Annotated in this window: 21 protein-coding genes; 12 read left to right on the plus strand and 9 right to left on the minus strand. The window is 39.2% G+C overall.

What is annotated here, in order from left to right:
- Positions 1-33 precede the first annotated feature (33 nt).
- Positions 34-861 (plus strand): hydroxyethylthiazole kinase, encoded by an 828-nt coding sequence (gene thiM, locus KTH84_RS05245; RefSeq protein ID WP_042896976.1) that lies wholly within the window; start codon positions 34-36, stop codon positions 859-861.
- 29 nt (positions 862-890) lie between these two features.
- Here the strand turns inward: thiM and KTH84_RS05250 are convergent, their stop codons facing one another.
- The 3 genes from KTH84_RS05250 to KTH84_RS05260 form a co-directional block, all read right to left on the minus strand.
- On the minus strand, positions 891-1742 hold the full coding sequence (locus KTH84_RS05250; RefSeq protein ID WP_262472488.1) for a GyrI-like domain-containing protein: 852 nt from the start codon (positions 1740-1742) through the stop codon (positions 891-893).
- A gap of 81 nt (positions 1743-1823) precedes the next feature.
- Positions 1824-2183, minus strand: a complete 360-nt coding sequence (locus KTH84_RS05255) for a 5-carboxymethyl-2-hydroxymuconate Delta-isomerase (protein WP_262472321.1) — start codon at positions 2181-2183, stop codon at positions 1824-1826.
- A 34-nt stretch (positions 2184-2217) separates the two neighbouring features.
- Positions 2218-3930 (minus strand): AAA family ATPase, encoded by a 1713-nt coding sequence (locus tag KTH84_RS05260; protein WP_262472322.1) that lies wholly within the window; start codon positions 3928-3930, stop codon positions 2218-2220.
- A 230-nt stretch (positions 3931-4160) separates the two neighbouring features.
- On the opposite strand from KTH84_RS05260, the gene KTH84_RS05265 reads away from it, so the two are divergent.
- The gene (locus KTH84_RS05265; RefSeq protein ID WP_262472323.1) at positions 4161-5333 is read left to right on the plus strand and encodes an iron-containing alcohol dehydrogenase; all 1173 of its coding nucleotides are present in this window, start codon (positions 4161-4163) and stop codon (positions 5331-5333) included.
- Positions 5334-5530: 197 nt separating this feature from the next.
- Complete coding sequence (locus KTH84_RS05270) at positions 5531-6499, plus strand: alpha/beta hydrolase (protein ID WP_262472324.1); 969 nt, start codon at positions 5531-5533, stop codon at positions 6497-6499.
- Here KTH84_RS05270 and KTH84_RS05275 read toward each other — a convergent pair.
- The gene (locus tag KTH84_RS05275; protein WP_133972852.1) at positions 6496-7686 is read right to left on the minus strand and encodes a helix-turn-helix domain-containing protein; all 1191 of its coding nucleotides are present in this window, start codon (positions 7684-7686) and stop codon (positions 6496-6498) included. The two genes, KTH84_RS05270 and KTH84_RS05275, sit on opposite strands and share 4 nt — an antisense overlap.
- Positions 7687-7828: 142 nt before the next feature.
- Here KTH84_RS05275 and KTH84_RS05280 point away from each other — a divergent pair, with 142 nt between their 5' ends.
- From KTH84_RS05280 to KTH84_RS05305, 6 genes are all read left to right on the plus strand, one after another.
- Positions 7829-9340: an aldehyde dehydrogenase family protein gene (locus tag KTH84_RS05280; RefSeq protein WP_262472326.1), complete on the plus strand. Its 1512-nt coding sequence runs from the start codon at positions 7829-7831 to the stop codon at positions 9338-9340.
- A gap of 220 nt (positions 9341-9560) precedes the next feature.
- Positions 9561-10997, plus strand: coding sequence for an ethanolamine permease (eat, locus tag KTH84_RS05285; RefSeq protein ID WP_262472327.1), 1437 nt, complete (start codon positions 9561-9563; stop codon positions 10995-10997).
- 20 nt (positions 10998-11017) lie between these two features.
- Complete coding sequence (locus tag KTH84_RS05290; protein ID WP_262472328.1) at positions 11018-12403, plus strand: ethanolamine ammonia-lyase subunit EutB; 1386 nt, start codon at positions 11018-11020, stop codon at positions 12401-12403.
- Positions 12404-12413: 10 nt separating this feature from the next.
- Positions 12414-13229: an ethanolamine ammonia-lyase subunit EutC gene (eutC, locus tag KTH84_RS05295; protein WP_262472330.1), complete on the plus strand. Its 816-nt coding sequence runs from the start codon at positions 12414-12416 to the stop codon at positions 13227-13229.
- Positions 13230-13395: 166 nt separating this feature from the next.
- Positions 13396-14118 (plus strand): glutamine amidotransferase, encoded by a 723-nt coding sequence (locus KTH84_RS05300; RefSeq protein WP_262472331.1) that lies wholly within the window; start codon positions 13396-13398, stop codon positions 14116-14118.
- Positions 14119-14277: 159 nt separating this feature from the next.
- The gene (locus tag KTH84_RS05305; RefSeq protein WP_080592263.1) at positions 14278-14391 is read left to right on the plus strand and encodes a hypothetical protein; all 114 of its coding nucleotides are present in this window, start codon (positions 14278-14280) and stop codon (positions 14389-14391) included.
- A gap of 114 nt (positions 14392-14505) precedes the next feature.
- Here the strand turns inward: KTH84_RS05305 and KTH84_RS05310 are convergent, their stop codons facing one another.
- Complete coding sequence (locus KTH84_RS05310; RefSeq protein WP_262472332.1) at positions 14506-16233, minus strand: glutamine--tRNA ligase/YqeY domain fusion protein; 1728 nt, start codon at positions 16231-16233, stop codon at positions 14506-14508.
- A 168-nt stretch (positions 16234-16401) separates the two neighbouring features.
- Between KTH84_RS05310 and KTH84_RS05315 the strand changes: the two genes are divergently transcribed.
- Together KTH84_RS05315 and KTH84_RS05320 are read left to right on the plus strand one after the other, a co-directional pair.
- Complete coding sequence (locus KTH84_RS05315) at positions 16402-16911, plus strand: peptidylprolyl isomerase (RefSeq protein WP_003652397.1); 510 nt, start codon at positions 16402-16404, stop codon at positions 16909-16911.
- A 15-nt stretch (positions 16912-16926) separates the two neighbouring features.
- Positions 16927-17646: a UDP-2,3-diacylglucosamine diphosphatase gene (locus KTH84_RS05320; RefSeq protein WP_262472333.1), complete on the plus strand. Its 720-nt coding sequence runs from the start codon at positions 16927-16929 to the stop codon at positions 17644-17646.
- A gap of 7 nt (positions 17647-17653) precedes the next feature.
- Here KTH84_RS05320 and KTH84_RS05325 read toward each other — a convergent pair whose 3' ends face one another.
- Positions 17654-17884: a hypothetical protein gene (locus KTH84_RS05325; RefSeq protein ID WP_227574822.1), complete on the minus strand. Its 231-nt coding sequence runs from the start codon at positions 17882-17884 to the stop codon at positions 17654-17656.
- Between the two features lie 139 nt (positions 17885-18023).
- On the opposite strand from KTH84_RS05325, the gene nfsB reads away from it, so the two are divergent.
- Positions 18024-18677: an oxygen-insensitive NAD(P)H nitroreductase gene (gene nfsB / locus KTH84_RS05330; protein ID WP_202741737.1), complete on the plus strand. Its 654-nt coding sequence runs from the start codon at positions 18024-18026 to the stop codon at positions 18675-18677.
- A gap of 35 nt (positions 18678-18712) precedes the next feature.
- On the opposite strand, the gene KTH84_RS05335 is transcribed toward nfsB, so the two are convergent.
- The 3 genes from KTH84_RS05335 to miaA form a co-directional block, all read right to left on the minus strand.
- Entirely contained in the window at positions 18713-19573 is an 861-nt protein-coding gene (locus KTH84_RS05335) for a DMT family transporter (protein ID WP_262472336.1), read from the minus strand.
- A gap of 140 nt (positions 19574-19713) precedes the next feature.
- Positions 19714-20241, minus strand: a complete 528-nt coding sequence (hfq, locus tag KTH84_RS05340; RefSeq protein ID WP_197730998.1) for an RNA chaperone Hfq — start codon at positions 20239-20241, stop codon at positions 19714-19716.
- A gap of 93 nt (positions 20242-20334) precedes the next feature.
- Complete coding sequence (miaA, locus tag KTH84_RS05345) at positions 20335-21279, minus strand: tRNA (adenosine(37)-N6)-dimethylallyltransferase MiaA (RefSeq protein ID WP_262472337.1); 945 nt, start codon at positions 21277-21279, stop codon at positions 20335-20337.
- Between the last annotated feature and the right edge of the window lie 4 nt (positions 21280-21283).

Here is a 21283-nt window from a genome sequence, read left to right on the forward strand (position 1 = left end):
TTATAATCACTTTGGCTTAATAGGGATAATAATATGACATCAACATCTAGATTGATTGAACAGGTCATTGAAGCTTGGCAGAATATGCAGGCAAGAACACCTCTTGTGCAATGTATTACCAATAGCGTTGCTGCAAACTATACGGCCAATGTATTACTAGCCTCTGGCGCATCACCTGCGATGATTGATAACCCTTATGAAGCAGAAAGTTTTACCAAAATTTCATCAGCCTTGAGCATTAACCTAGGTACGCCCACCACTGAGCAAATGCAAGCCATGCAGATCTCAGCTAAAACAGCTCAGCTAAATGATATTCCATGGGTGCTTGATCCAGTGGGCTATGGACCAATTTTAGCTTGGCGCAGTCAAATGACAGATGAACTTTTACAGTTTAAGCCTAGCGTAATTCGTGGTAACGCTTCAGAAATCAGTACACTTGCAGGAAATCAAGTTCAATCTAAAGGTGTAGATAGTACCCTAAGTAGTGATGATGCCTATCGACAGGCCTACGCGCTATTAGTACATACAGACTGTATCGCAATTTCAGGCGAGTCAGATTACATTTTATCTAAAGAACTAGATGTCGTTATTCAAATTAACGGCGGCAGCCCCTTACAACCTAAAATTACAGCAACTGGCTGTGCTTTGGGCGCATTAATCGCTGCATATAGTGCAGTAACGGCTCCAACCATTGCAGCACTTTCAGCCCATGTGCATTTTGCAATCGCGGGTAAACTTGCAGCGAATCAGGCACAAACTATGGGAAGTTTTAGTAACATTTTTATGGATTATATCCATATGTTAGATGCCAACCTGATTGAGCAATATGCAAATATAAAGCTGTTAGGTTTAAAGGCATAACCGCAAGTTATGCCTTCCATGGTAAAGAATTATCTTAAAAGTAAATAAATATCTGTAATAAGATCACATTCTTTCACATCATGCACAAAGTTATGATAGTGAAAGAAAACTGGATAATCCCCTGCTTCTTCGGGTTGCTCAGGTAACCAGTTTTTAAAGATGTAATACACACTTTCTTTGATCTGGTCATGGCTACCCAAATGTCTTATGGTCGCATAACGACCCGCAGGAATTTCCCCTGTTTGTACGCCGTAAATATTTTCAGGCACAATTTTTTCAATTGAACCCGCGATATCAAACCGAAACTCATCAGACGGTGTCTGTTCAGGGTCAGCAAACGGAATACCATAAGTTCTAGACTTCGCCACAGGTGATAACCCTGTTTCTTTACGCCAAGCAATAAAACGTGCAGCAGTTTCAAAAACTTTATCTGGACTTCCTAAATGGGACAGATAGGCAATCTTTTCAGCAGGTCGCTCAACAATATTTACATTCATTTTTAGCTCACTTTTCGGAAGTGTAAAAATAAACTTCTGGTGCCAAGATTCCCAGTCTGGTTTATCTCTAAAAGCGCGAGGAGTTTGATCAAATGAGCGCTTAAATGCACGAGTAAATGCCTCTGGACTATCAAACCCTGCTTGCAATGCAATATCAATAATCTTGAGATCGGGTTCAAAAGCCAGTTGAAAAGAGGCTCGTTTTAAACGAGAAAGTTGAATAAACTTCATCACATTTAAACCAATATGAATGGCAAAAATACGATGAAAATGAAACTTAGATAAGGCTGCAATCTGGCTCAATCGATCGACATCTAAATCTTCATCTAAATGTTTTTGAATATAATCGCAAACCAGTTGCAGCTTTTGTGTATATACAGCCATACATTTATGTCTGTTCATTCGATAGCACTACTTTTACATAGTGCTGATCTCTATTCTTGATCGAAATTGCTTTTTTTAAGATTATATAACTTGCTTGAAGTAATCTTCTCTTGGCATATCAATGAGTTCAACACACAATTGAATTTCTTTATTAAATCCTTGCTGTAGATAATTTTTATTACTGAGTGCCGTTAATAACTGATCACCTATCAGCTGTTTTTGCTCTGCATTTCTTCCCGACAAAATATAGGCTTTTACATGAATATAAGCTTGATCAATCCCTTGGCCAATCAGAAAAACTTCATCTTTACGTGCACGGCTTTTAATATCTTCTTGGCTAAACAACTCTGTTTCAATGAGCGTGGTATTAATTTCTTCAAGTAATTGTTTTGCATTTAATCCAGTTAAGTTATCTGAATAATCAACTACAACGTGCGGCATAGCCACCTCAATTTATGTAATAAGTAATTAAACTTTACTCAATAAATAATAAAGCTAATCGAACTTGATCATATCCCATTCGAGGACTGGTTGCTTCAACGATTGGTCTTAGTTTGATCGAACCGTCATCAGAAAAATGATCTGGATTTTGTCGTTTTTTCAGTTTCTTATAAATTTTACGGATTTCTTCAACCACTTCTTCACCAGGATGAGCAACAGAAATATCCAGTTTTTGCTCTTTATGAAGTCGGGCCAAATGATTAATGATGGTTGCTGGGGTAAGGCCACGTTCATGGGCGATATCTTCAATTTCATAGCCTTCTTCAAACAAGGCACGTGTTTCATCTAACGTTGCCGAGGCGTAATTTTGTTTCGCACCTTTTGAGAGTTTTTTCTCATTACGAGAAATTTCTGTTTCATTTAAGGTTCCGCCACAGTGACGAATAAAGGCTTTGTGTTGTGGCGTTAAATCTACATCAGAAAAATTAACTTCCGCTTCTTTAGAAAGCTCTTGGAAACGGCGATCGGCTTTTACAGCCAAACTGTCTAACTCTAAAGCTTGCTCGTTAATACCCAATAATTTCAAACCGGTCAAAGATTTTAAACGCGACAATGCCACATAGCCCTGACCTTTTTCAAAGGTGTTCATGAGGTTAATTTCAGCAGCTTCTAAGGTCATCCCTTGGCTTTTATGAATAGTAATTGCCCATGCCAAACGAAGTGGAATTTGCTGGAAACTGGCAATCACTTTACCTGCATCGTTTTCAACTGACCAAGTTTCAGGCGCAACAAGCAATGTCGTGCCATCGGTTAGTTTTACCTTTGGTAGCAAACCGTTTTCATCATCTTCTTCAAAACCAATGACTTCACCTAAACTCCCGTTGATATATCCCATATCAAAGTTGTTTTTTACAAACATGACTTTTGCATGTTTCTTTAAGGTAAGTTCTTCTGGTGCACGAACTGAAGATTTTAAAGTTTCTACCAGTTTTTCATTACCATCTAAAACTGCATTAAACTGATGCCCTTCATTATCAATTTCATTTAAATGCTGATAATTGATATTATCGACATCCATATTGTGCGTATAGAGACGAGTAAAGGTCTCACCAATATCATGCGAGCGTGATTGACGTAACGCGTATAAATGATCTGATTGAATATTTTGCGCACGAATGGCATTTAAAATCTGGTTAAGAATTTCATCATCTTGACGGTGTTGTTCTGTTAAATAACATACGCGAAATTTGGCTTCGACCCATGCATCCGACATAAAACAGAACTTGTCACGGTTGGCTTCACTATTACGTCCAACTGGCGGTAACTGAAAGAAATCTCCGGCCACAATGACTTGAATACCACCAAAAGCTTCATCGCTTTCTTTAAAATATTTTAAAACCTGATTCACTAGATTAAGCTGTTTTGCATGCAACATCGAGATTTCATCGATGACGAGAACTTGCGCATTTTCAAGGTGTTCCTTGAGATATTTACGCTCTTTCATACGTTTCAGGTCATCGTCAGTTAACTGATCTTTAATGCCGATGCCTGCCCATGTATGAATGGTCATACCGTTCATATGTGTTGCAGCAATACCTGTAGACGCCGTAATAGCCACAGGCACTTTACGTGCTTTTAAATATTGAATGTACTGATTGAGTGTATAAGTTTTCCCTGCACCAGCCGAGCCGGTTAAAAAGACATTTTCCCCTGCTTTAAGCAGTTTAAGCGCAGTTTCCTGTTTCATAATCTCGTAAGTACATCTTCAACAGCCCATAGCTTAACGATTTTCCCGAAAAAATTAAATGAATGTGAAAAAAATTCTATAAAACCAATATAAATCAATAATTAATAGCAAAATAATATTTGGTAGGTTTTTGGTAGGTAGGAAAATGATCTTTAGATCTCAATACTAAGGCCATGGTGAGGCTCACCTGTAATAACAAACAATGGATTTATGGAAGAAGGAATCACTCCATGGCTTTTAAAAATATTGCAGATCAAACAAACGGTTTTTATATTCCCTGTGTATCACTCTTTGGTCCAGGATGCGCTAAAGAAATTGGTACAAAGGCACAAAACCTCGGCGCAAAAAAAGCATTAATTGTGACCGATGAAGGCTTATTTAAATTTGGTGTCGCAGATCTTATTGCAAACTATTTAACTGAAGCAGGCGTTGCTAGCCATATATTCTCGGGTGCTGAACCAAACCCAACAGACGTCAATGTTCATAATGGTGTAAATGCCTATAACGACAATGGCTGTGACTTTATTGTCTCGCTAGGTGGTGGTTCGTCTCATGACTGTGCAAAAGGGATTGGCTTAGTTACTGCTGGTGGTGGTCATATTCGTGACTATGAAGGTATCGATAAAAGTAAGGTGCCAATGACGCCGCTGATTGCGATCAACACCACAGCTGGTACTGCATCTGAAATGACTCGTTTCTGCATTATTACCAATACAGACACTCACGTAAAAATGGCAATTGTCGACTGGCGTTGTACTCCACTTATTGCAATTGATGACCCGAAACTCATGATTGCGAAACCTGCTGGTTTAACAGCTGCAACGGGTATGGATGCTTTAACTCATGCTGTTGAAGCATATGTGTCTACGGCGGCCAACCCAATTACCGATGCTTGTGCAGAAAAAGCGATTACCATGATTAGTCAGTGGCTACAACCTGCTGTCGCAAATGGTGAAAATATCGAAGCTCGTGATGCCATGAGCTACGCACAGTACTTGGCAGGCATGGCATTTAACAATGCATCTTTAGGTTATGTTCACGCGATGGCGCATCAATTAGGCGGTTTCTATAACTTACCTCACGGTGTATGTAATGCAATTTTATTACCACACGTGTGCGAATTTAACTTAATTGCCTGCCCAGATCGCTACGCAAAAATCGCTGAGTTAATGGGTGTAAAAACTCATGGGCTGACTGTGATGGAAGCTGCGTATGCTGCAATTGATGCCATCCGTAAACTGTCTTCATCCATCGGCATTCCATCTGGTTTAACAGAGTTAGGCGTAAAAACTGAAGACCTTACAGTCATGGCCGATAACGCTCAAAAAGATGCATGTATGCTGACCAACCCTCGTAAAGCAAATCATGCGCAAGTTGTGGAGATATTTAAAGCAGCACTTTAATACTGATGTAATGGCATGTCCCTCTAGTAAGTCAAACCCCTCCAACCATTGACTTACTTTTTGGGGAATACTTAGCTCCAGCGGTATTCCCCTTTTTTTAAAACCTCTATTCCAAACCAACCTCTAAACCTGATTGACAATTCGCCCATTTCATTGAAGGATACTCAGCATGTCTTAATTACAATAGCTCGATAAAAATGAATACATCCTCAGCTACTCAAACATATGCCCCAGATATTTTAGGAACTGGCTACGAACAGCTCACACTCAACTTTCCTGATGATTATGAAGGTAAAGTTGTAGCAACCCTAGTTCGTAAGAAAGCTGCTCAACCGACTCAAAAAGCTGTGCTTTATATTCATGGGTTTTTAGATTATTTCTTTCAAACTGAAATGGCTGAACAATTCAATGCACATGGTTATGACTTCTACGCACTAGATTTAAGAAAATACGGCCGTTCAAAGCTACCCCATCAAATTTTCTATAATGTGCTTGATTTAAATGAATACGATGCCGAAATTACTCAAGCATTAGATATCATTGCCAAAGAAAAGCACACACAAGTTTTGCTCGCAGGACATTCAACTGGCGGTCTGACAGCAACGCTTTATGCTGCCCATAACCCAAGCCACCCTCTTATTAAAGCGCTGTGGGCAAACAGCCCGTTTTACGACTTTAATTTAAGCTTGGTCGAAAAAAAGTTTGGTATTCCAATGCTCAGCCGAGTAGGAAAATATCTGCCAAAAGTTAAATTCCCAAGCCAACTGAACAAATGGTACACCGCGAGCCTTCATAAAGAACTTAAAGGCGAATGGGACTTTAATCTGGACTGGAAACCAACGTCTGCGTCTACTGTTCAACTCAGCTTTCTACATGCAATTCATACGGCACAAAAAGAAATACATCGCGGGGTTAAACTGAATGTTCCCGCACTGATTATGCATTCCCATCAAACCAAAAACCCTAAAAAATGGGGAGTAGATGCGGCTCAAAGTGATGTAATTTTAGATGTTAAAGACATTGCAAAACATGGTAAAAAAATCAAAGGCGATGTCTCCGTTGTCTCTATTCACAATGGATTGCATGATTTAGTCCTTTCGGCCCAGCCAGTACGGGAACAAGTCTATCAACAATTATTCCAGTGGCTGGATCAAAAAATCACTTAACTGAGCTTAGGCGAGTCAAGGTATTTCACCAGCAGTTGATGCGCAGGATGTTCGCTCGGCACTAACTCCATAAGGCGTTCTACCGCATCAATTGCTTCGGGGAAATGAGCTAAATGCTTAAGTAATAAATCTGTTTCTTGGGTTTTAAAAATTGCATCGCTTAGGCGTGATTCGAGGCAGTCACGCCATGCACATAAAAACGGACTTTCAGTTTTTGCCAGAAAAACACCTGTGTAAAGCTGCAAAGCTGAGGCTGCATATCCTGCATCCAGTGCTTGTTCAGCTTGCAAAAAATCGGCTTCTACATGAACAAGCAAACGATATGGACGTGAACCAAGCAAGCCCCCCAAAATATCTCGAAGTTGAGACATTTCAGCTTTAAGCGTACCCATACTGACTTTACGTTCGCCATAGAGCGCCTGATAAAGATGCTCTAAAGTTAAACCATGCGGACATAAGGCCAATATAGTTAAAATCTCAATTTGACGCGGTGTTAATAACAAACTTTTGCCATTAAATTTAACTTGTGGCGTCGAAAATGCCCGAATATTTAATTGTTGACGCTGCTGCTCTAGCAAGGCAGATTGAATAATTGAAGCACAACGTTCAGCAGCCAATATTCCCAAACTATTATGATTTTTCCAAGTCGTCGATAAATCAACGACACCTAGAGTTTGTTTTGAATAAGGATCGATAATTGGCGCGGCATAACACACCCAATCATGAATTGATTCCATATAGTGTTCATTGGAAAAAACACAGCTTGATTGTTGAGTTTTTAAAGACAAAGCCAATGCATTGGTGCCAACAAATTCTTCACGCCATTGCCCGCCCTGCACAAAGTGAACACGCTCAGCAGCACTTTGCATTTGCGCACTTGTTGCCGTCCAAATGATCGTACTACCAATATCCCCCACGGCTATTACCATTGAAGATTGCTCAGCAATATGGCGTAAATCATCAGCACATTGCGTTAAGGCCATATCTAAAGCATTTTGTGAAGCAGATTTTTTCTCGACTAATGGGGCAGCAAAACGCTCTTTAGGAATCGCAGCAGAGGCTGACCGTTCCCATGAACTTGCAATACTTTGACCCAGTTTGGCAGCATTTTGAGGAGAGAGACTATTTTGCGTACGCAGTTGATCAATCAACGTCCGTTGCTGCAATAAATCCTTTTTTGTGAACATTTGTAAGTTCCTTATATATCCACATTTCTATTCCAACCTTTCTCCAACCTTCTTCTTTATATCCTAATTAAACAAAGTACGAAAGTACCTACTGACAGGGTTCTTGTTAGTCTTTAGTCCTAAAAAGCAAAGGAATATTTATATGCGCTATATCGATCCAAATCAATCGGGCTCAAAAGTTCAATTCAAATCACAATATGAAAATTTTATTGGCGGTGAATGGGTTGCACCTGTAAAAGGTGCTTATTTTGACAATGTATCTCCTGTTGATGGAAAAGTTTTTACCCGTATTCCACGCTCTAGTGCCGAAGATATCGAACTCGCTCTAGATGCAGCACATAAAGCCAAAGCAACATGGAATAAAGCCTCGCCAACGGTCCGCTCTAATATACTTTTAAAAATTGCTGATCGTTTAGAAGCAAATCTTGAAATGTTAGCAGTAGCAGAAACTTGGGATAACGGTAAAGCAGTACGTGAAACTTTAGCAGCAGACATTCCACTTGCAATCGACCATTTCCGTTATTTCGCTGGATGTATTCGCGCTCAAGAAGGCGGCATCTCTGAAATTGATGAAGATACGATTGCTTACCACTTCCATGAACCGCTAGGTGTCGTGGGTCAAATCATTCCATGGAACTTCCCTATTTTAATGGCAGCATGGAAGCTTGCTCCTGCTTTAGCTGCGGGTAACTGTGTTGTGATTAAACCGGCAGAGCAAACACCAGTAGGAATTTTGCTGGTTGCTGAACTCATCCAAGATATCTTACCGCCGGGTGTGCTTAATATTGTGAATGGTTTCGGTGCAGAAGTTGGCCGCCCGTTAGCCACAAATCCACGTATTGCCAAAATTGCATTTACAGGTTCAACCCAAACTGGGCAAATGGTCATGCAATATGCGACCGAAAATATTATTCCAGTGACATTAGAACTTGGCGGTAAGTCACCAAATCTTTTCTTTGAAGATATCATGGACAAAGAAGATGATTTCTTAGAAAAAACGCTTGAAGGTTTTGCAATGTTTGCCTTGAACCAAGGTGAAGTATGTACTTGCCCTTCTCGTGCTTTAGTACAAGAGAGCATTGCTGATCAGTTCTTGGAAATGGCTGTCGAGCGTGTAAAACGTATTAAAACGGGTCACCCACTTGATACTGAAACCATGATTGGTGCTCAAGCGTCTCTACAACAACAAGAGAAAATCTTAAGTTGTATTAATACGGGCCGTGAAGAAGGTGCAGAACTCTTACTTGGCGGTAGTGGCCGTAAAGAAGTAGGCGATGGTTTCTATGTTGATCCGACTATTTTTAAAGGTCACAACAGCATGCAAATTTTCCAAGAAGAAATTTTTGGACCTGTGCTTGCTGTGACAACATTCAAAGACTTTGACGATGCAATCAAAATTGCCAATGACACCATGTATGGTTTAGGTGCAGGCGTTTGGTCACGTTCAGCACACATTTCTTATCGTGCTGGTCGTGCGATTGAAGCTGGTCGTGTCTGGACAAACTGCTATAACATCTACCCTGCTCACGCTGCATTTGGTGGCTACAAAAAGTCAGGTATTGGCCGTGAAAACCACAAGATGATGTTAGATCATTATCAACAAACTAAAAACTTGTTGGTGAGTTATTCAACTAAACCTATGGGCTTCTTCTAAGTTTCGCACCAAGTTGATACCAGACTATCAACACTAGAAAGAAGTAAGATCATTAATTATGTAAGAAGCCAGTAATTTAGATTGCTGGCTTCTTTATTTATCTCGTTAAACCATGAGTTTTTATCATTTGGAATAAAAAACCATCATCAAACCTTTAAATCGCTTCATTTAGGCATTGCTTTTGCATTGATTCATACAAACCAACTCCAAGGAGTATTGTATGAATCAACCAGAAACAGCTTCGGTCATTTCTTCCAGCACTGAAGTCTCATCAGCAGAATATTTTGCACAACGCCAACTCAAACAAGGCACGGTCGGTTGGTTACTCCTGATTGGTTTAGGCGTAGCTTATGTGATATCCGGTGATTTTGCAGGTTGGAACTTTGGCATTGCCCAAGGTGGTTGGGGTGGTATGTTTATTGCCACTGCACTTGCTGCGCTTATGTACCTGTGCCTATGCCTTTCTATGTCAGAAATGTCCACTATGATGCCTACGGCGGGCGGTGGTTATAGTTTTGCCCGCGCAGCTTTTGGTCCTTTTGGTGGCTATTTAACAGGAACAGCTATTTTAATTGAATATGCAATTGCTCCTGCGGCGATTGCCGTATTTATTGGTGGTTATTGTGAATCTTTATTTGGCATTAATGGCTGGATGATTTACCTCGCCTGCTATGCCATTTTTATGGGTATACATCTGAAAGGTGCTGGTGAAGCCTTAAAAATCATGTTTGCAATTACGCTTGTCGCAGCAGTTGCTCTTGTAGTTTTTATTGCAGCAATGATTCCGCATTTTAATACACAAAACCTGTTAGATATTCCAGTTGGTACAGGGGTAGGCGCAAGTCGTTTTTTACCTCATGGTTACTTAGGTATATGGGCAGCGGTTCCTTTTGCAATCTGGTTTTTTCTTGCAGTTGAGGGAGTTCCTTTAGCAGCCGAAGAAGCGAAAGATCCAGCCAAGTCTCTACCACGCGGTTTAATAGGTGCGATGCTCATATTAACGGCGTTTGCTATGCTTATTTTATTCTTGGGTGCAGGCGCAGCTGGTGCAAGTACTTTGCAAAACTCAGGCGCTCCTCTCGTAGATGCTCTGGTTAAAGTTTATGGAGCTAATACATGGCTAGCGACCTTTGTAAACTTTGTGGGTTTAGCAGGTTTAATCGCAAGTTTCTTTTCAATTATCTATGCCTATTCGCGTCAAATTTTTGCACTGTCACGAGCTGGCTATTTACCGACTTCACTCTCATTAACCAATAAAAATAAAGCACCTTATCTTGCGATTATTATTCCGGGCATTATTGGGTTCTTGCTTTCACTTACTAAAGAAGGCGATTCACTGATTTTAATTGCCGTTTTTGGGGCAACCATTTCTTATGTGTTGATTCTCTTATCTCACATCAAATTACGCCTATCTAAACCCGACATGCCCCGTCCCTATAAAACACTGGGTGGCATTATCACCTCAAGCATTGCATTAGTTTTAGCAGCGGCTGCGGTGATTGCAGGTTTTGTGGTAAACCCGAAAGTCTGGTTCATTGCTGCTGCTATTTACATCGTGTTTATTGCTTACTTTTTATTCTACAGCCGCTATCATTTAGTGAAAGGAACACCAGAAGAAGAGTTTGCAAATATTAAAGCTGCTGAACAAGAGCTATAAAACCAGATAAGGATGCAATCATGAGTTATCGCAATATTGTCGCCAATCAGCAATATCACTTTGCTGACCTAAAAACTTTAATGGCAAAAGCAACGCCATTACGTTCAGGCGACGAATTAGCTGGTGTAGCTGCCAGAGATGCAACTGAACATGTTGCGGCACAAATGGCACTTGCCGACGTGCCCCTTAAGACCTTCTTAAATGAAGTTGTTGTCGATTACGAAACAGATGAAATTACCCGTCTAATTATTGATGAACATGATCTGGCGGCCTTTGCCCCTATTTCACACTTTACAGTAGGCGATTTTCGGAATTGGTTACTTGGAGAAGAAGCAACTGCACAAAGCTTAAAAGTATTAACATCAGGTTTAACTCCAGAAATGGTGGCTGCTGTTAGCAAAATTATGCGCAATCAAGATTTGATTTATGTAGCCAGCAAATGTGAAGTGATTACCCAGTTTCGTAACACTATTGGTTTAAAAGGACATCTTTCTACCCGTTTGCAACCCAATCACCCTACCGACGATGTTCTTGGTATTTCCGCCAGTATTTTAGATGGCTTGATGTATGGCAATGGTGACGCCGTGATTGGCATTAACCCAGCGACAGATAACTTACATAATTTGTCAGAGCTACTGAAATTGCTTGATCATGTGATTCAGGAATACCAAATTCCAACCCAATCTTGTGTGCTCACGCATATCAGTTCAGGTATTCAACTCGCTGAAAAAAATGTGCCGATTGATTTAATGTTTCAGTCAATTGCTGGCACTCAACAAGCCAACGAGGGTTTTGGAATATCGCTCGACTTACTACAAGAAGGATATGAAGCCACGCTCGCACTCAAACGCGGGACCATTGGGCAAAATGTTATGTACTTTGAAACTGGTCAAGGCAGCGCCTTATCAAGCAATGCACATCACGGCGTTGACCAGCAAACATTGGAAACTCGTGCCTATGCCGTAGCCCGAAAATATAACCCGCTTTTAGTAAATACAGTAGTCGGTTTTATTGGCCCAGAGTACCTTTTTAACGGCAAACAAATTATACGCGCAGGTCTAGAAGATCACTTCTGCGGTAAATTGCTTGGTGTGCCAATGGGCTGCGACATTTGTTACACCAACCATGCCGATGCCGACCAGAATGATATGGATGTTCTGCTTACCCTATTTGGCGCCGCGGGCATCAACTTTATTATGGGTATTCCGGGTTCAGACGATGTCATGCTCAACTATCAAACGACGTCATTCCATGATGCCCTCTACTTAAGACAACTTTTAGGATTAAAGCCAGCCCCTGAGTTTTCTGCTTGGCTTGAACAACAAGGTATTTTTAAACAGCAGAATTCACAAATTTGTTGGGCAGATCACATGCCTGACCAATTCTCTCGTCTGCTCATGAACTAGGGAGAACGTCATGAAACTTAATCGCGATATTCAATATCCCTCTTCTACCCATCAAGATCAGTGGGAAAAACTCAAACAGTTTACCGATGCCCGTATTGCTCTGGGCCGTGCAGGTTGTAGTATTCCAACACGAGCCTTACTTGAGTTTCAGTTGTCCCATGCACAAGCAAAAGATGCGGTTTATCAAAATCTAGATGTTTCATATTTATCTGAACAGTTACAGCAAAAGCAGCTCAGAAGTCTTCATGTTCAAAGTAATGCCGCTAATAAAGAAATTTACCTTAAGCGTCCAGATTTAGGGCGTCAGCTTTCAAGCCAATCAAAAGATGTCTTAATTAAGGAATATGCAGAAAACCCACAACAGTACGATGTTTGTATTGTTGTAGGTGACGGACTCTCTGCAAGAGCAATTGAAGCGAATGCTGTGGGATTTATTACAGCGCTGAGTGAACAAGTTCAGCAAGAAAACTGGAGTCTTGCGCCAATTACACTTGCGACAGGCAGTCGGGTTGCTTTAGGTGATGAAGTTGCTGAAATCTTTAAAGCATCTATGCTTGTGATGCTTATTGGAGAACGCCCAGGTTTAAGCTCACCCGATAGTATGGGTATTTACTACACATGGAATGCCTATGCAGGCTGTTTGGATGCCAAACGCAACTGTATTTCCAATGTTCGCTCGGCGGGATTAAGCATTCCTGTTGCGGTACAACGTTTAATGGCATTAATGAAAAAATCAAAACAGCTCGGCTTTTCAGGCGTTAATTTAAAAGATGAACACCAACTTTCAAACATAGGCCTTGAGACAACTCAAAAGCTATTATTTTAAACAATAGAATATGTATAGGGATTTATTGATAAATAGATAATCCTTTGCATAACAACATTATTTCAACGAAAAATATCAATTCCTGGGTATTAGCGATTTATACAGATATTCTCTTCTTTATATTTATCGCTATACTCCACATATTGATCTTCTATGAATCATTTGTATGAGCACAACAAACGCCTTCCCAAAAACTATTTATGCCATTCAGCATCTTGCTTTCGAAGACTTAGGTTCATTAGAAGATGTCTTTTATCAACTTGGATTTCGTGTCCGTTATTTTGAGGCGGGTGTTGATGATTTAACCCCTGCTTTTGTACATGAAGGTTTAACCATTATTTTAGGTGGCCCAATCGGCGTTTATGAAACTGACGATTATCCATTCTTAAAAGATGAAATCGCTTTACTCAAACAACGTTTAGCAGCTGATAAACCTACTCTGGGTATTTGTCTAGGTGCACAGCTTATTGCTCATGCACTTGGTGCAAAAGTATATGCAGGACATCAAAAAGAAATTGGCTGGGGTCCACTGAGCTTAAGCCTACGCGCTAATCAGGTTTTATCTGGTTTGCTTAATAATGTTCATGTTCTACATTGGCACGGCGATACTTTCGACCTTCCTGAAAATGCAGTGCTCTTAGCAAGCTCTGATATTTACACCAATCAGGCATTTGAAGTCGGTAATAATATTCTTGCCTTACAGTTTCACATTGAAAGTACTGAAGAACATTTTGAAAAATGGTTAATTGGTCATACATGTGAACTTCGCCATGCAAATATTTCAATTCCAAAACTTCGCGAACAAAATCAGCAATATGCTCAGAGTCTCGAACAAGCAGCTTTTGATGTTATTCAAAAATTTCTTAAACGAATTGGATATAGTGATTAATCTTCAATTCAATATATTAATTAAATTATATCCATAAAACCAAATGCTTAATTTTTACCCAAAGATGGATTATTAATCTATCTTTGGGACCCTTTATAATTAATTTCCGTGTATTATTAATTTATTCATTTTGTAACATAAAATAAACGCTGATTTACTATGGAAATCCTGAAATTTATTAAAAGCTTTAACACGGTGAATACTTATTTATCGCTAGCATTTATTCTTCTTATCATTATTGTTCTTTATTTTTATGTGGTTAATCCAGCTTAGCTTATTTGCCAAAGCATAATAAAGAATAATATAGGTAAGAAAATAAATATAAAAAAGCCCAACTGAGTTGGGCTTTTTTATATCTGCTATTTACTCAAAAACATGTTACTCGGCTTACTTTTTCTCGGGCTTAAAGCTATCTTTCAAATCGAGAATACGGTTAAACACTGGTTTTTCAGGTGAATGATCATGTTGATCAGCAACGAAATAACCTTCACGTTCAAACTGGAAACGATCTTCAGGACTCGCTTGTGCTAAAGCGGGTTCAATGACAGCTTCTAACACTTTCATCGAATCCGGATTTAGGTTTGCCAAGAAATCATCACCTGTTTCAGGGTCTGCTTCTGTGAACAAACGATCGTAAATACGTACTTCAGCAGGAATGCCTTTAGTCGCAGATACCCAGTGAATTACGCCTTTTACTTTACGGCCTTCAGGGTTTTTACCTAAGGTTTCAGGGTCAATTGAACATTTCAACTCAACCACTTCACCATTAGCATCCTTAATGACTTCATCACATTTAATCACGTAAGCATGACGTAAACGTACTTCACCATCAGGAATTAAGCGCTTGAAGCCCTTTGGTGGAACTTCCTCAAAGTCTTTACGGTCAATATAGATTTCCTTGGTTAAAGGAATTACACGATCACCCATATCCACGTTTGGATGGCGAGCATGCTTAAGATCCATATCTTCCGGTAAATTGGTTAAAGTCACTTTAAGTGGACTTAAAACAGCCATACCACGCGCAGCTGTATTTTCCAAAGATTGACGGATACAGAACTCAAGCATTGCAACATCTACAATACCGTCAGTTTTTGACACACCTACGCGCTTACAGAATTCACGCAAACCTTCAGCAGTAAAGCCACGACGACGCATACCGACTACAGTTGGCATACGTGGGTCATCCCAACCATTCACATGACCACCTTCCACCAATTTACGTAATTTACGTTTTGATGTAATGGTGTAGTCCACATTTAAACGTGAAGATTCATACTGATGTGGAACCGCTTCAGATTTTACTTTTTCTACAATCCAGTCATAAAACGGGCGGTGATCTTGGAACTCTAATGTACAAAGCGAGTGAGTAATCCCCTCAATAGCATCAGACAATGGATGAGCGTAGTCATACATTGGATAGATTTTCCACTTGTCACCTGTTTGGTGATGCTCTGAATGCAATACGCGATATAAAATTGGGTCACGCATATGTACATTTGGGCTTGCCATATCAATCTTGGCACGCAGAACAGCTTCACCTTCTTTAAATTCACCACTGCGCATTTTTTCAAAACGCGCGAGATTCTCTTCAACAGATGCATCACGGTATGGTGAATTTTTACCAGGTTCAACAAAACTACCGCGGTTTAACTTAATTTCTTCTGGAGACTGTAAATCAACATAAGCATCGCCTTGCTCAATCAATTGAACAGCCCATGCATATAATTGATCAAAATAACCTGATGCATAGCGAGGCTCACCATTCCAGTTAAAACCAAGCCATTTCACATCATTTGCAATACCGTCTACATACTCTTGTTCTTCAGCATCAGGGTTTGTATCGTCAAAACGTAAATTACATAAACCATCAAACTCTTCAGCCACACCAAAGTTTAGGCAAATCGCTTTTACATGACCAATATGTAAATAGCCATTTGGTTCTGGTGGAAAACGCGTTACGATTTGCTTTGCGCGACCAGCAGCCAAGTCTTCAGTAATGACTTGGCGAACAAAATCTAAGCCAGCCTGTTGTTCTTGCTGCGCAGAATCGACAGAGGCATGAGTATTCGGTGTCGGGTTATTTGGCAGGCTCGAGACAACATCATTAGGCTTCATAGTGTATCAATCACTTCTTTGTAGATAAAATTTCGAAAAATTTAAACGCTATCTTCATTTTTAACAAAGATTTTAACGTTTTTTACTTGCCTTGTAGTTTACAGTTTGCTTATGCTTCTCTCAACCAAAAACCCATGGTCATAAGCCCATGTTTAGGAGATTAATGTAATGAGTTTTCCTCAAGTCGAATTAAACACCAATAAAGGTCGTATTGTTCTTGAATTGAATGCTGAAAAAGCACCTAAAACAGTAGCAAATTTTTTAGAATATGTACGTGACGGTTTTTATGACGGCGTTATTTTCCACCGCGTCATTGATGGTTTCATGATCCAAGGTGGCGGTATGGATGAAAACTTCAAAGAAAAAGCAACACGTGATTCAATTGAAAATGAAGCTGATAACGGTTTAAGCAACGACGAAGGTACGATTGCAATGGCACGTACTCAAGCTCCTCACTCAGCGTCTGCTCAATTCTTTATCAACGTGAAAAATAACTCTTTCTTGAACCATACCTCTAAAACTGCTCAAGGTTGGGGTTATGCTGTATTTGGTAAAGTTGTTGAAGGTTTAGACATTGTTGAAGCGATCAAAGGTGTTCGTACTGGTAACCGCGGTTATCACGCTGATGTTCCTTTAGAAAACGTTGTAATCGAATCTGCTAAAATTATTTCTGAATAATTTTAGGATAAAGCTGTGACTTATCTGTTTATCTCAGATTTACATTTGTCACCTGAACACCCTCGACTCGTTCGAGGGTTTTTAGACTTATTGGTGCATTACCAAGATAGAAATACTCAACTCTACATCTTAGGCGATTGGTTTAATGCCTGGATTGGAGATGACTATTCAGCACCATGGCTTGATGAAATTGTTGAAGCTTTAAAAGTCTTTAACCAAAAAGGGAATCGGGTTTACTTTCAAGTCGGTAACCGTGATTTTGCGCTTAATCAAGTTTTCCTCAATAAATTTAATGGCGTCTTACTACCTGACATTTATTTCTTCAATATTGCAGGACATCAATATCGTCTAGAACACGGCGATGCATTATGTACAGATGACGTTTCCTATCAAAGATTTAAAAAGATTATCCGAAATCCTCTCTTAGTTGCTCTTTTACGCCGTACCCCACTGAGTTTTCGCACTAAGTTGGTTAATGGCTTCCGCAAAAGAAGCTCCGCTGATAAACAGCAAAAAAGCTATGAAATTATGGATGTGAATGAGCAAGCCGTTATTTCCGCTTTAGCAAATGTAGAAACACTGATTCATGGGCATACTCACCGCCCCTCGATTCATCAGGTGCAAGCTAAACAACGAATTGTACTTGGCGATTGGCGTGAAGATCAGGCTTATATTTTAGAAATTGATCCATCTTCAAATACGCAACAGCTCGAATTGATTGTCTGGAATTATTAGCTAGAAATTAGACACTTTTTATTTGAACTTTCAATTCTTTAATTTTTTTATTTAAATCAGAATCGTAAATCACACACATGCTGGCAATAAATATAAATTTCCAGCTTATATGTGCATGATCGTGATACTCAATATATAAAATAAGCAGACTCAATACAAATATAAGAATGATAAAGGCTTTAACAATTCTAGTTTCTCGCAACTTACTCTTTGCCTCAGGTGGCATTAAATCAATCATTTTCAATAGATTACTAAAACTTTATATGAGCATTATATTTCTTTATCAAATTACATAGGAAATGTTTTTGAATAAAATAGCGTATGATGACAAAGATTAAATTCTCTCAATTGCCATAAGATTGATATGGAGTAGACCTATGGACCTATTGAATTCTGTTAAAAGTCGCTATACAACAAAAGCGTATGATTCTGAAAAGAAAATTCCTCAAGAAAAAATTAATAAATTATTAGAAATTTTACGTTTTTCACCTTCTTCAGTGAATATACAGCCTTGGCACTTTTTCGTTGCGGATAACCTTGCAGCTAAAGAAAGAATAGCGAAAGCCTTAACAGGTAAATATGCTTACAATGGTCCTAAAGTACTTGAGTCATCACACACACTTGTATTTTGCACAAAAACAGATATTTCATCTGAATACTTAAATCAATTACTTGAGCAAGATGACTTAAGTGGTCGTTTTAAAGATGAAAAAGCTAAATTAGGCCAAAAAGATACTCGCCATGGGTATGTTGAGTTCTATCGAAATGAGCAGAAAAATTTATTTGGATGGATGGAAAATCAAACATTCATTGCTCTTGGGCAACTTCTTTTTGCTGCGGGTTTAGAAGGAATTGATGCAACCCCCATGGGTGGCTTTGATGAAGAGATTTTAAATACTGAGTTAGGTTTAACTGAGAAAGGCTTACGTAGTTCAGTCATTGTTTCCCTAGGTTATCGCAGTGAAAACGATTTTAATGCCAAACTACCTAAATCACGCCTACCAGATGAAGTTATTTTTACCTATTTATAAAATTAGAATAGTTCAAGAGATTCAACTCTCTTGAACTATAAAGCCATTGCCTTAGCTAAACAAATCACGCCACTTATCCCAAATAAAATACCTAAGGTGGTAGGCCATTTTAATTTTTCTTTATATAAAATTATTCCACTTGCAATTCCTAATAGCACAACAAGAATGTTCATACTTGCAAAAACAATTGCGGGCGAATCCTTTAAAAGAATATGAGCTTTCACATATAAAGCAATATTTGAGAAATTCAGTACCCCCAACACCAACCCAGCTATAGCACTTTTAAACTGCCATTTTTGGGTTTTCTGCACAAATAAATATGAAATTGATAATATAAAAGCTGTAATAAAAATAAGATTCAGAGTAAGTGTAAATTGAAGACCTAAACTACTTGTGTATTTTAATAAAATATCTACTGCTGCATAGCCAACCCAAACGCTCAATAAAGCAAAAATTGATTTCCGAGATTGATGACCTGAAGCGGAACTTAGCTGTCCAAATAAAACCAGTAAAACTGCAAAAATACCTAATCCTATACCCCATAGTTTTAACGTATTAAATTGTTCTTGAAAAAAGAAATAAGCGGCTAATAAAGAAAGTACTACAGAAAGACGTTGTGCGATTTCCGTTTTAACAATTCCTGCATACTCCAATGATTTAGCAAGACACAAGAATATACAAGGTAAAATTACCCCTAAAGCAACAATTAACCACCAAGGTGTATGTTGTATAGAAACCTGTTGAATATTAGGTTTAAACCACCAAAAGCAAAATAGACTTGCACTTGCATAGTTCCATGCAATCATCTGTAGTGGTTGATACCCTTTTTTCTTTAAATTTTTTAATAGAATAGACACCAAGACGCTGCTTAAAGCAGCCGCCAATATCAATAACATGACTTACAACTCTATCTATTTAAATATATGATTCACCACGATCAAATCATGACCTTTGATGAGTTTAATATTTTGAATTCACCTATAAATAAACATAAAAAAACCAGTCATTATCTGACTGGTTTCTTTTTAGATTTCAATTAACGATTATTTTCGTCTTCTTGACCATCTTCAAATTTAGTGTCGTTGTCAAAACCACCTTGATGACCACCGAAGCCGCCTTGACCGCCGAAACCGCCACCTTGAGCACCACCGAAGCCGCCTTGACCGCCGAAGCCGCCACCTTGAGCACCACCGAAGCCGCCTTGACCACCGAAACCGCCTTGAGCGCCACCGAAGCCACCTTGAGCGCCACCGAAGCCGCCTTGAGCGCCGCCACCGAAGCCACCAGTAGGTTGACCACCAAAGCCACCTTGAGTGCCGCCTTGTGCTGGGAAGCCGGTACCTTGTGCGCCTGCTGGGCGTGGGTTACGCGCTGGAACAACAGTTGAAATCGCGTGTTTGTATACCATTTGACTTACAGTATTTTTTAATAAAACAACATATTGGTCAAATGATTCAATATGACCCTGTAATTTAATACCGTTCACAAGGAAAATAGAAACAGGGATACGTTCTTTACGGAGAGAATTTAAGAACGGATCTTGTAAAGTTTGACCTTTAGACATTTTTAACTCCAAAAAAATTTTTTAAATCAGCGCAAAAAAACTATCTTTATTTTTCAACTAAAAATTATAAAAAGACAGTGTGCAAATTTTGCTTTATCCATAAGAGTTTCGCAAGTCTTCTTTCGCCTGCTTTATCGTCAAGTAAGTTTTAAAATCGTGTATTTCTTGCAAAGAACGTAACCACGTATATTGACGTTTGGCAAGTTGTCGTGTTGCAAATAAAGCTTTATCCTCCATTTCACGTTTACTTTTGAGACTTATATCACTTTTTAATAGAAATTCTAGTGCTTGTCGATAACCCACTGAACGCATTGAGGGTAAATTTTCATCTAAATCGTATTTTTCAATTAGAGCTTCAACTTCACTCAAAAAACCGATTTCCCACATTTTGCTTAATCTTTGCTCAATGCGTTGATGTAATTCTACCCGATCTGGAAGTAAAGCATAATTATGAAATATGTATCGATATGGTACGTTTTTTGGTTGTTCAGCCTGTAATTTAGTAATTGGCTCACCCGTAAGCTTATAAACCTCTAGTGCTCGAATAATTCTTTGCTTATCAGTCACATTAAATTTTATAGCTGCAGCAGGATCAACGGAAGCTAACTCATCATAAACAGCCTGCCACCCTTCATTTAAACCTTTTTCTTCAATTGCTGCTCTAACTTGGGCATCTGCACTTGGTAAATTACTCGATAGGCCTTCTAATAATGACTTAAAGTACAACATTGTGCCTCCCACTAAGATAGGAGTTTTCCCACGTGAATGCATGTCATCAATCAACTTACATGCATCTTCAACAAACTGAGCAGCTGAATAAACTTCAAGAGGAGTAATAATATCAATTAAATGATGAGGATATAGCGCTTGTTCTTCACGAGTTGGCTTAGCAGTACCAATATCCATATCTTTATAAACGAGTGCAGAATCAACAGAGATCAGCTCAAAATTTCCACGTTCATATAATTCACATGCCAAAGCGGTTTTCCCGCTCGCAGTTGGTCCCATTAAATTGATGACGGGCAATTGATTTGACATGTAA

Source organism: Acinetobacter sp. WU_MDCI_Abxb74, from assembly GCF_025513915.1.
Classification (GTDB): Bacteria; Pseudomonadota; Gammaproteobacteria; order Pseudomonadales; family Moraxellaceae; genus Acinetobacter; species Acinetobacter calcoaceticus_C.

Coding starts and splice junctions, on each gene's coding strand:
- KTH84_RS05260 (WP_262472322.1), bottom strand. CDS start 3,930: ATGAAACAGGAAACTGCGCTTAAACTGCTTAAAGCAGGGGAAAATGTC.
- KTH84_RS05325 (WP_227574822.1), bottom strand. CDS start 17,884: ATGATTGATTTAATGCCACCTGAGGCAAAGAGTAAGTTGCGAGAAACT.
- KTH84_RS05270 (WP_262472324.1), top strand. CDS start 5,531: ATGAATACATCCTCAGCTACTCAAACATATGCCCCAGATATTTTAGGA.
- KTH84_RS05280 (WP_262472326.1), top strand. CDS start 7,829: ATGCGCTATATCGATCCAAATCAATCGGGCTCAAAAGTTCAATTCAAA.
- KTH84_RS05305 (WP_080592263.1), top strand. CDS start 14,278: ATGGAAATCCTGAAATTTATTAAAAGCTTTAACACGGTGAATACTTAT.
- KTH84_RS05300 (WP_262472331.1), top strand. CDS start 13,396: ATGAGCACAACAAACGCCTTCCCAAAAACTATTTATGCCATTCAGCAT.
- eat (WP_262472327.1), top strand. CDS start 9,561: ATGAATCAACCAGAAACAGCTTCGGTCATTTCTTCCAGCACTGAAGTC.
- miaA (WP_262472337.1), bottom strand. CDS start 21,279: ATGTCAAATCAATTGCCCGTCATCAATTTAATGGGACCAACTGCGAGC.
- KTH84_RS05290 (WP_262472328.1), top strand. CDS start 11,018: ATGAGTTATCGCAATATTGTCGCCAATCAGCAATATCACTTTGCTGAC.
- thiM (WP_042896976.1), top strand. CDS start 34: ATGACATCAACATCTAGATTGATTGAACAGGTCATTGAAGCTTGGCAG.
- nfsB (WP_202741737.1), top strand. CDS start 18,024: ATGGACCTATTGAATTCTGTTAAAAGTCGCTATACAACAAAAGCGTAT.
- KTH84_RS05310 (WP_262472332.1), bottom strand. CDS start 16,233: ATGAAGCCTAATGATGTTGTCTCGAGCCTGCCAAATAACCCGACACCG.
- KTH84_RS05275 (WP_133972852.1), bottom strand. CDS start 7,686: ATGTTCACAAAAAAGGATTTATTGCAGCAACGGACGTTGATTGATCAA.
- KTH84_RS05265 (WP_262472323.1), top strand. CDS start 4,161: ATGGCTTTTAAAAATATTGCAGATCAAACAAACGGTTTTTATATTCCC.
- hfq (WP_197730998.1), bottom strand. CDS start 20,241: ATGTCTAAAGGTCAAACTTTACAAGATCCGTTCTTAAATTCTCTCCGT.
- KTH84_RS05250 (WP_262472488.1), bottom strand. CDS start 1,742: ATGGCTGTATATACACAAAAGCTGCAACTGGTTTGCGATTATATTCAA.
- KTH84_RS05255 (WP_262472321.1), bottom strand. CDS start 2,183: ATGCCGCACGTTGTAGTTGATTATTCAGATAACTTAACTGGATTAAAT.
- eutC (WP_262472330.1), top strand. CDS start 12,414: ATGAAACTTAATCGCGATATTCAATATCCCTCTTCTACCCATCAAGAT.
- KTH84_RS05335 (WP_262472336.1), bottom strand. CDS start 19,573: ATGTTATTGATATTGGCGGCTGCTTTAAGCAGCGTCTTGGTGTCTATT.
- KTH84_RS05315 (WP_003652397.1), top strand. CDS start 16,402: ATGAGTTTTCCTCAAGTCGAATTAAACACCAATAAAGGTCGTATTGTT.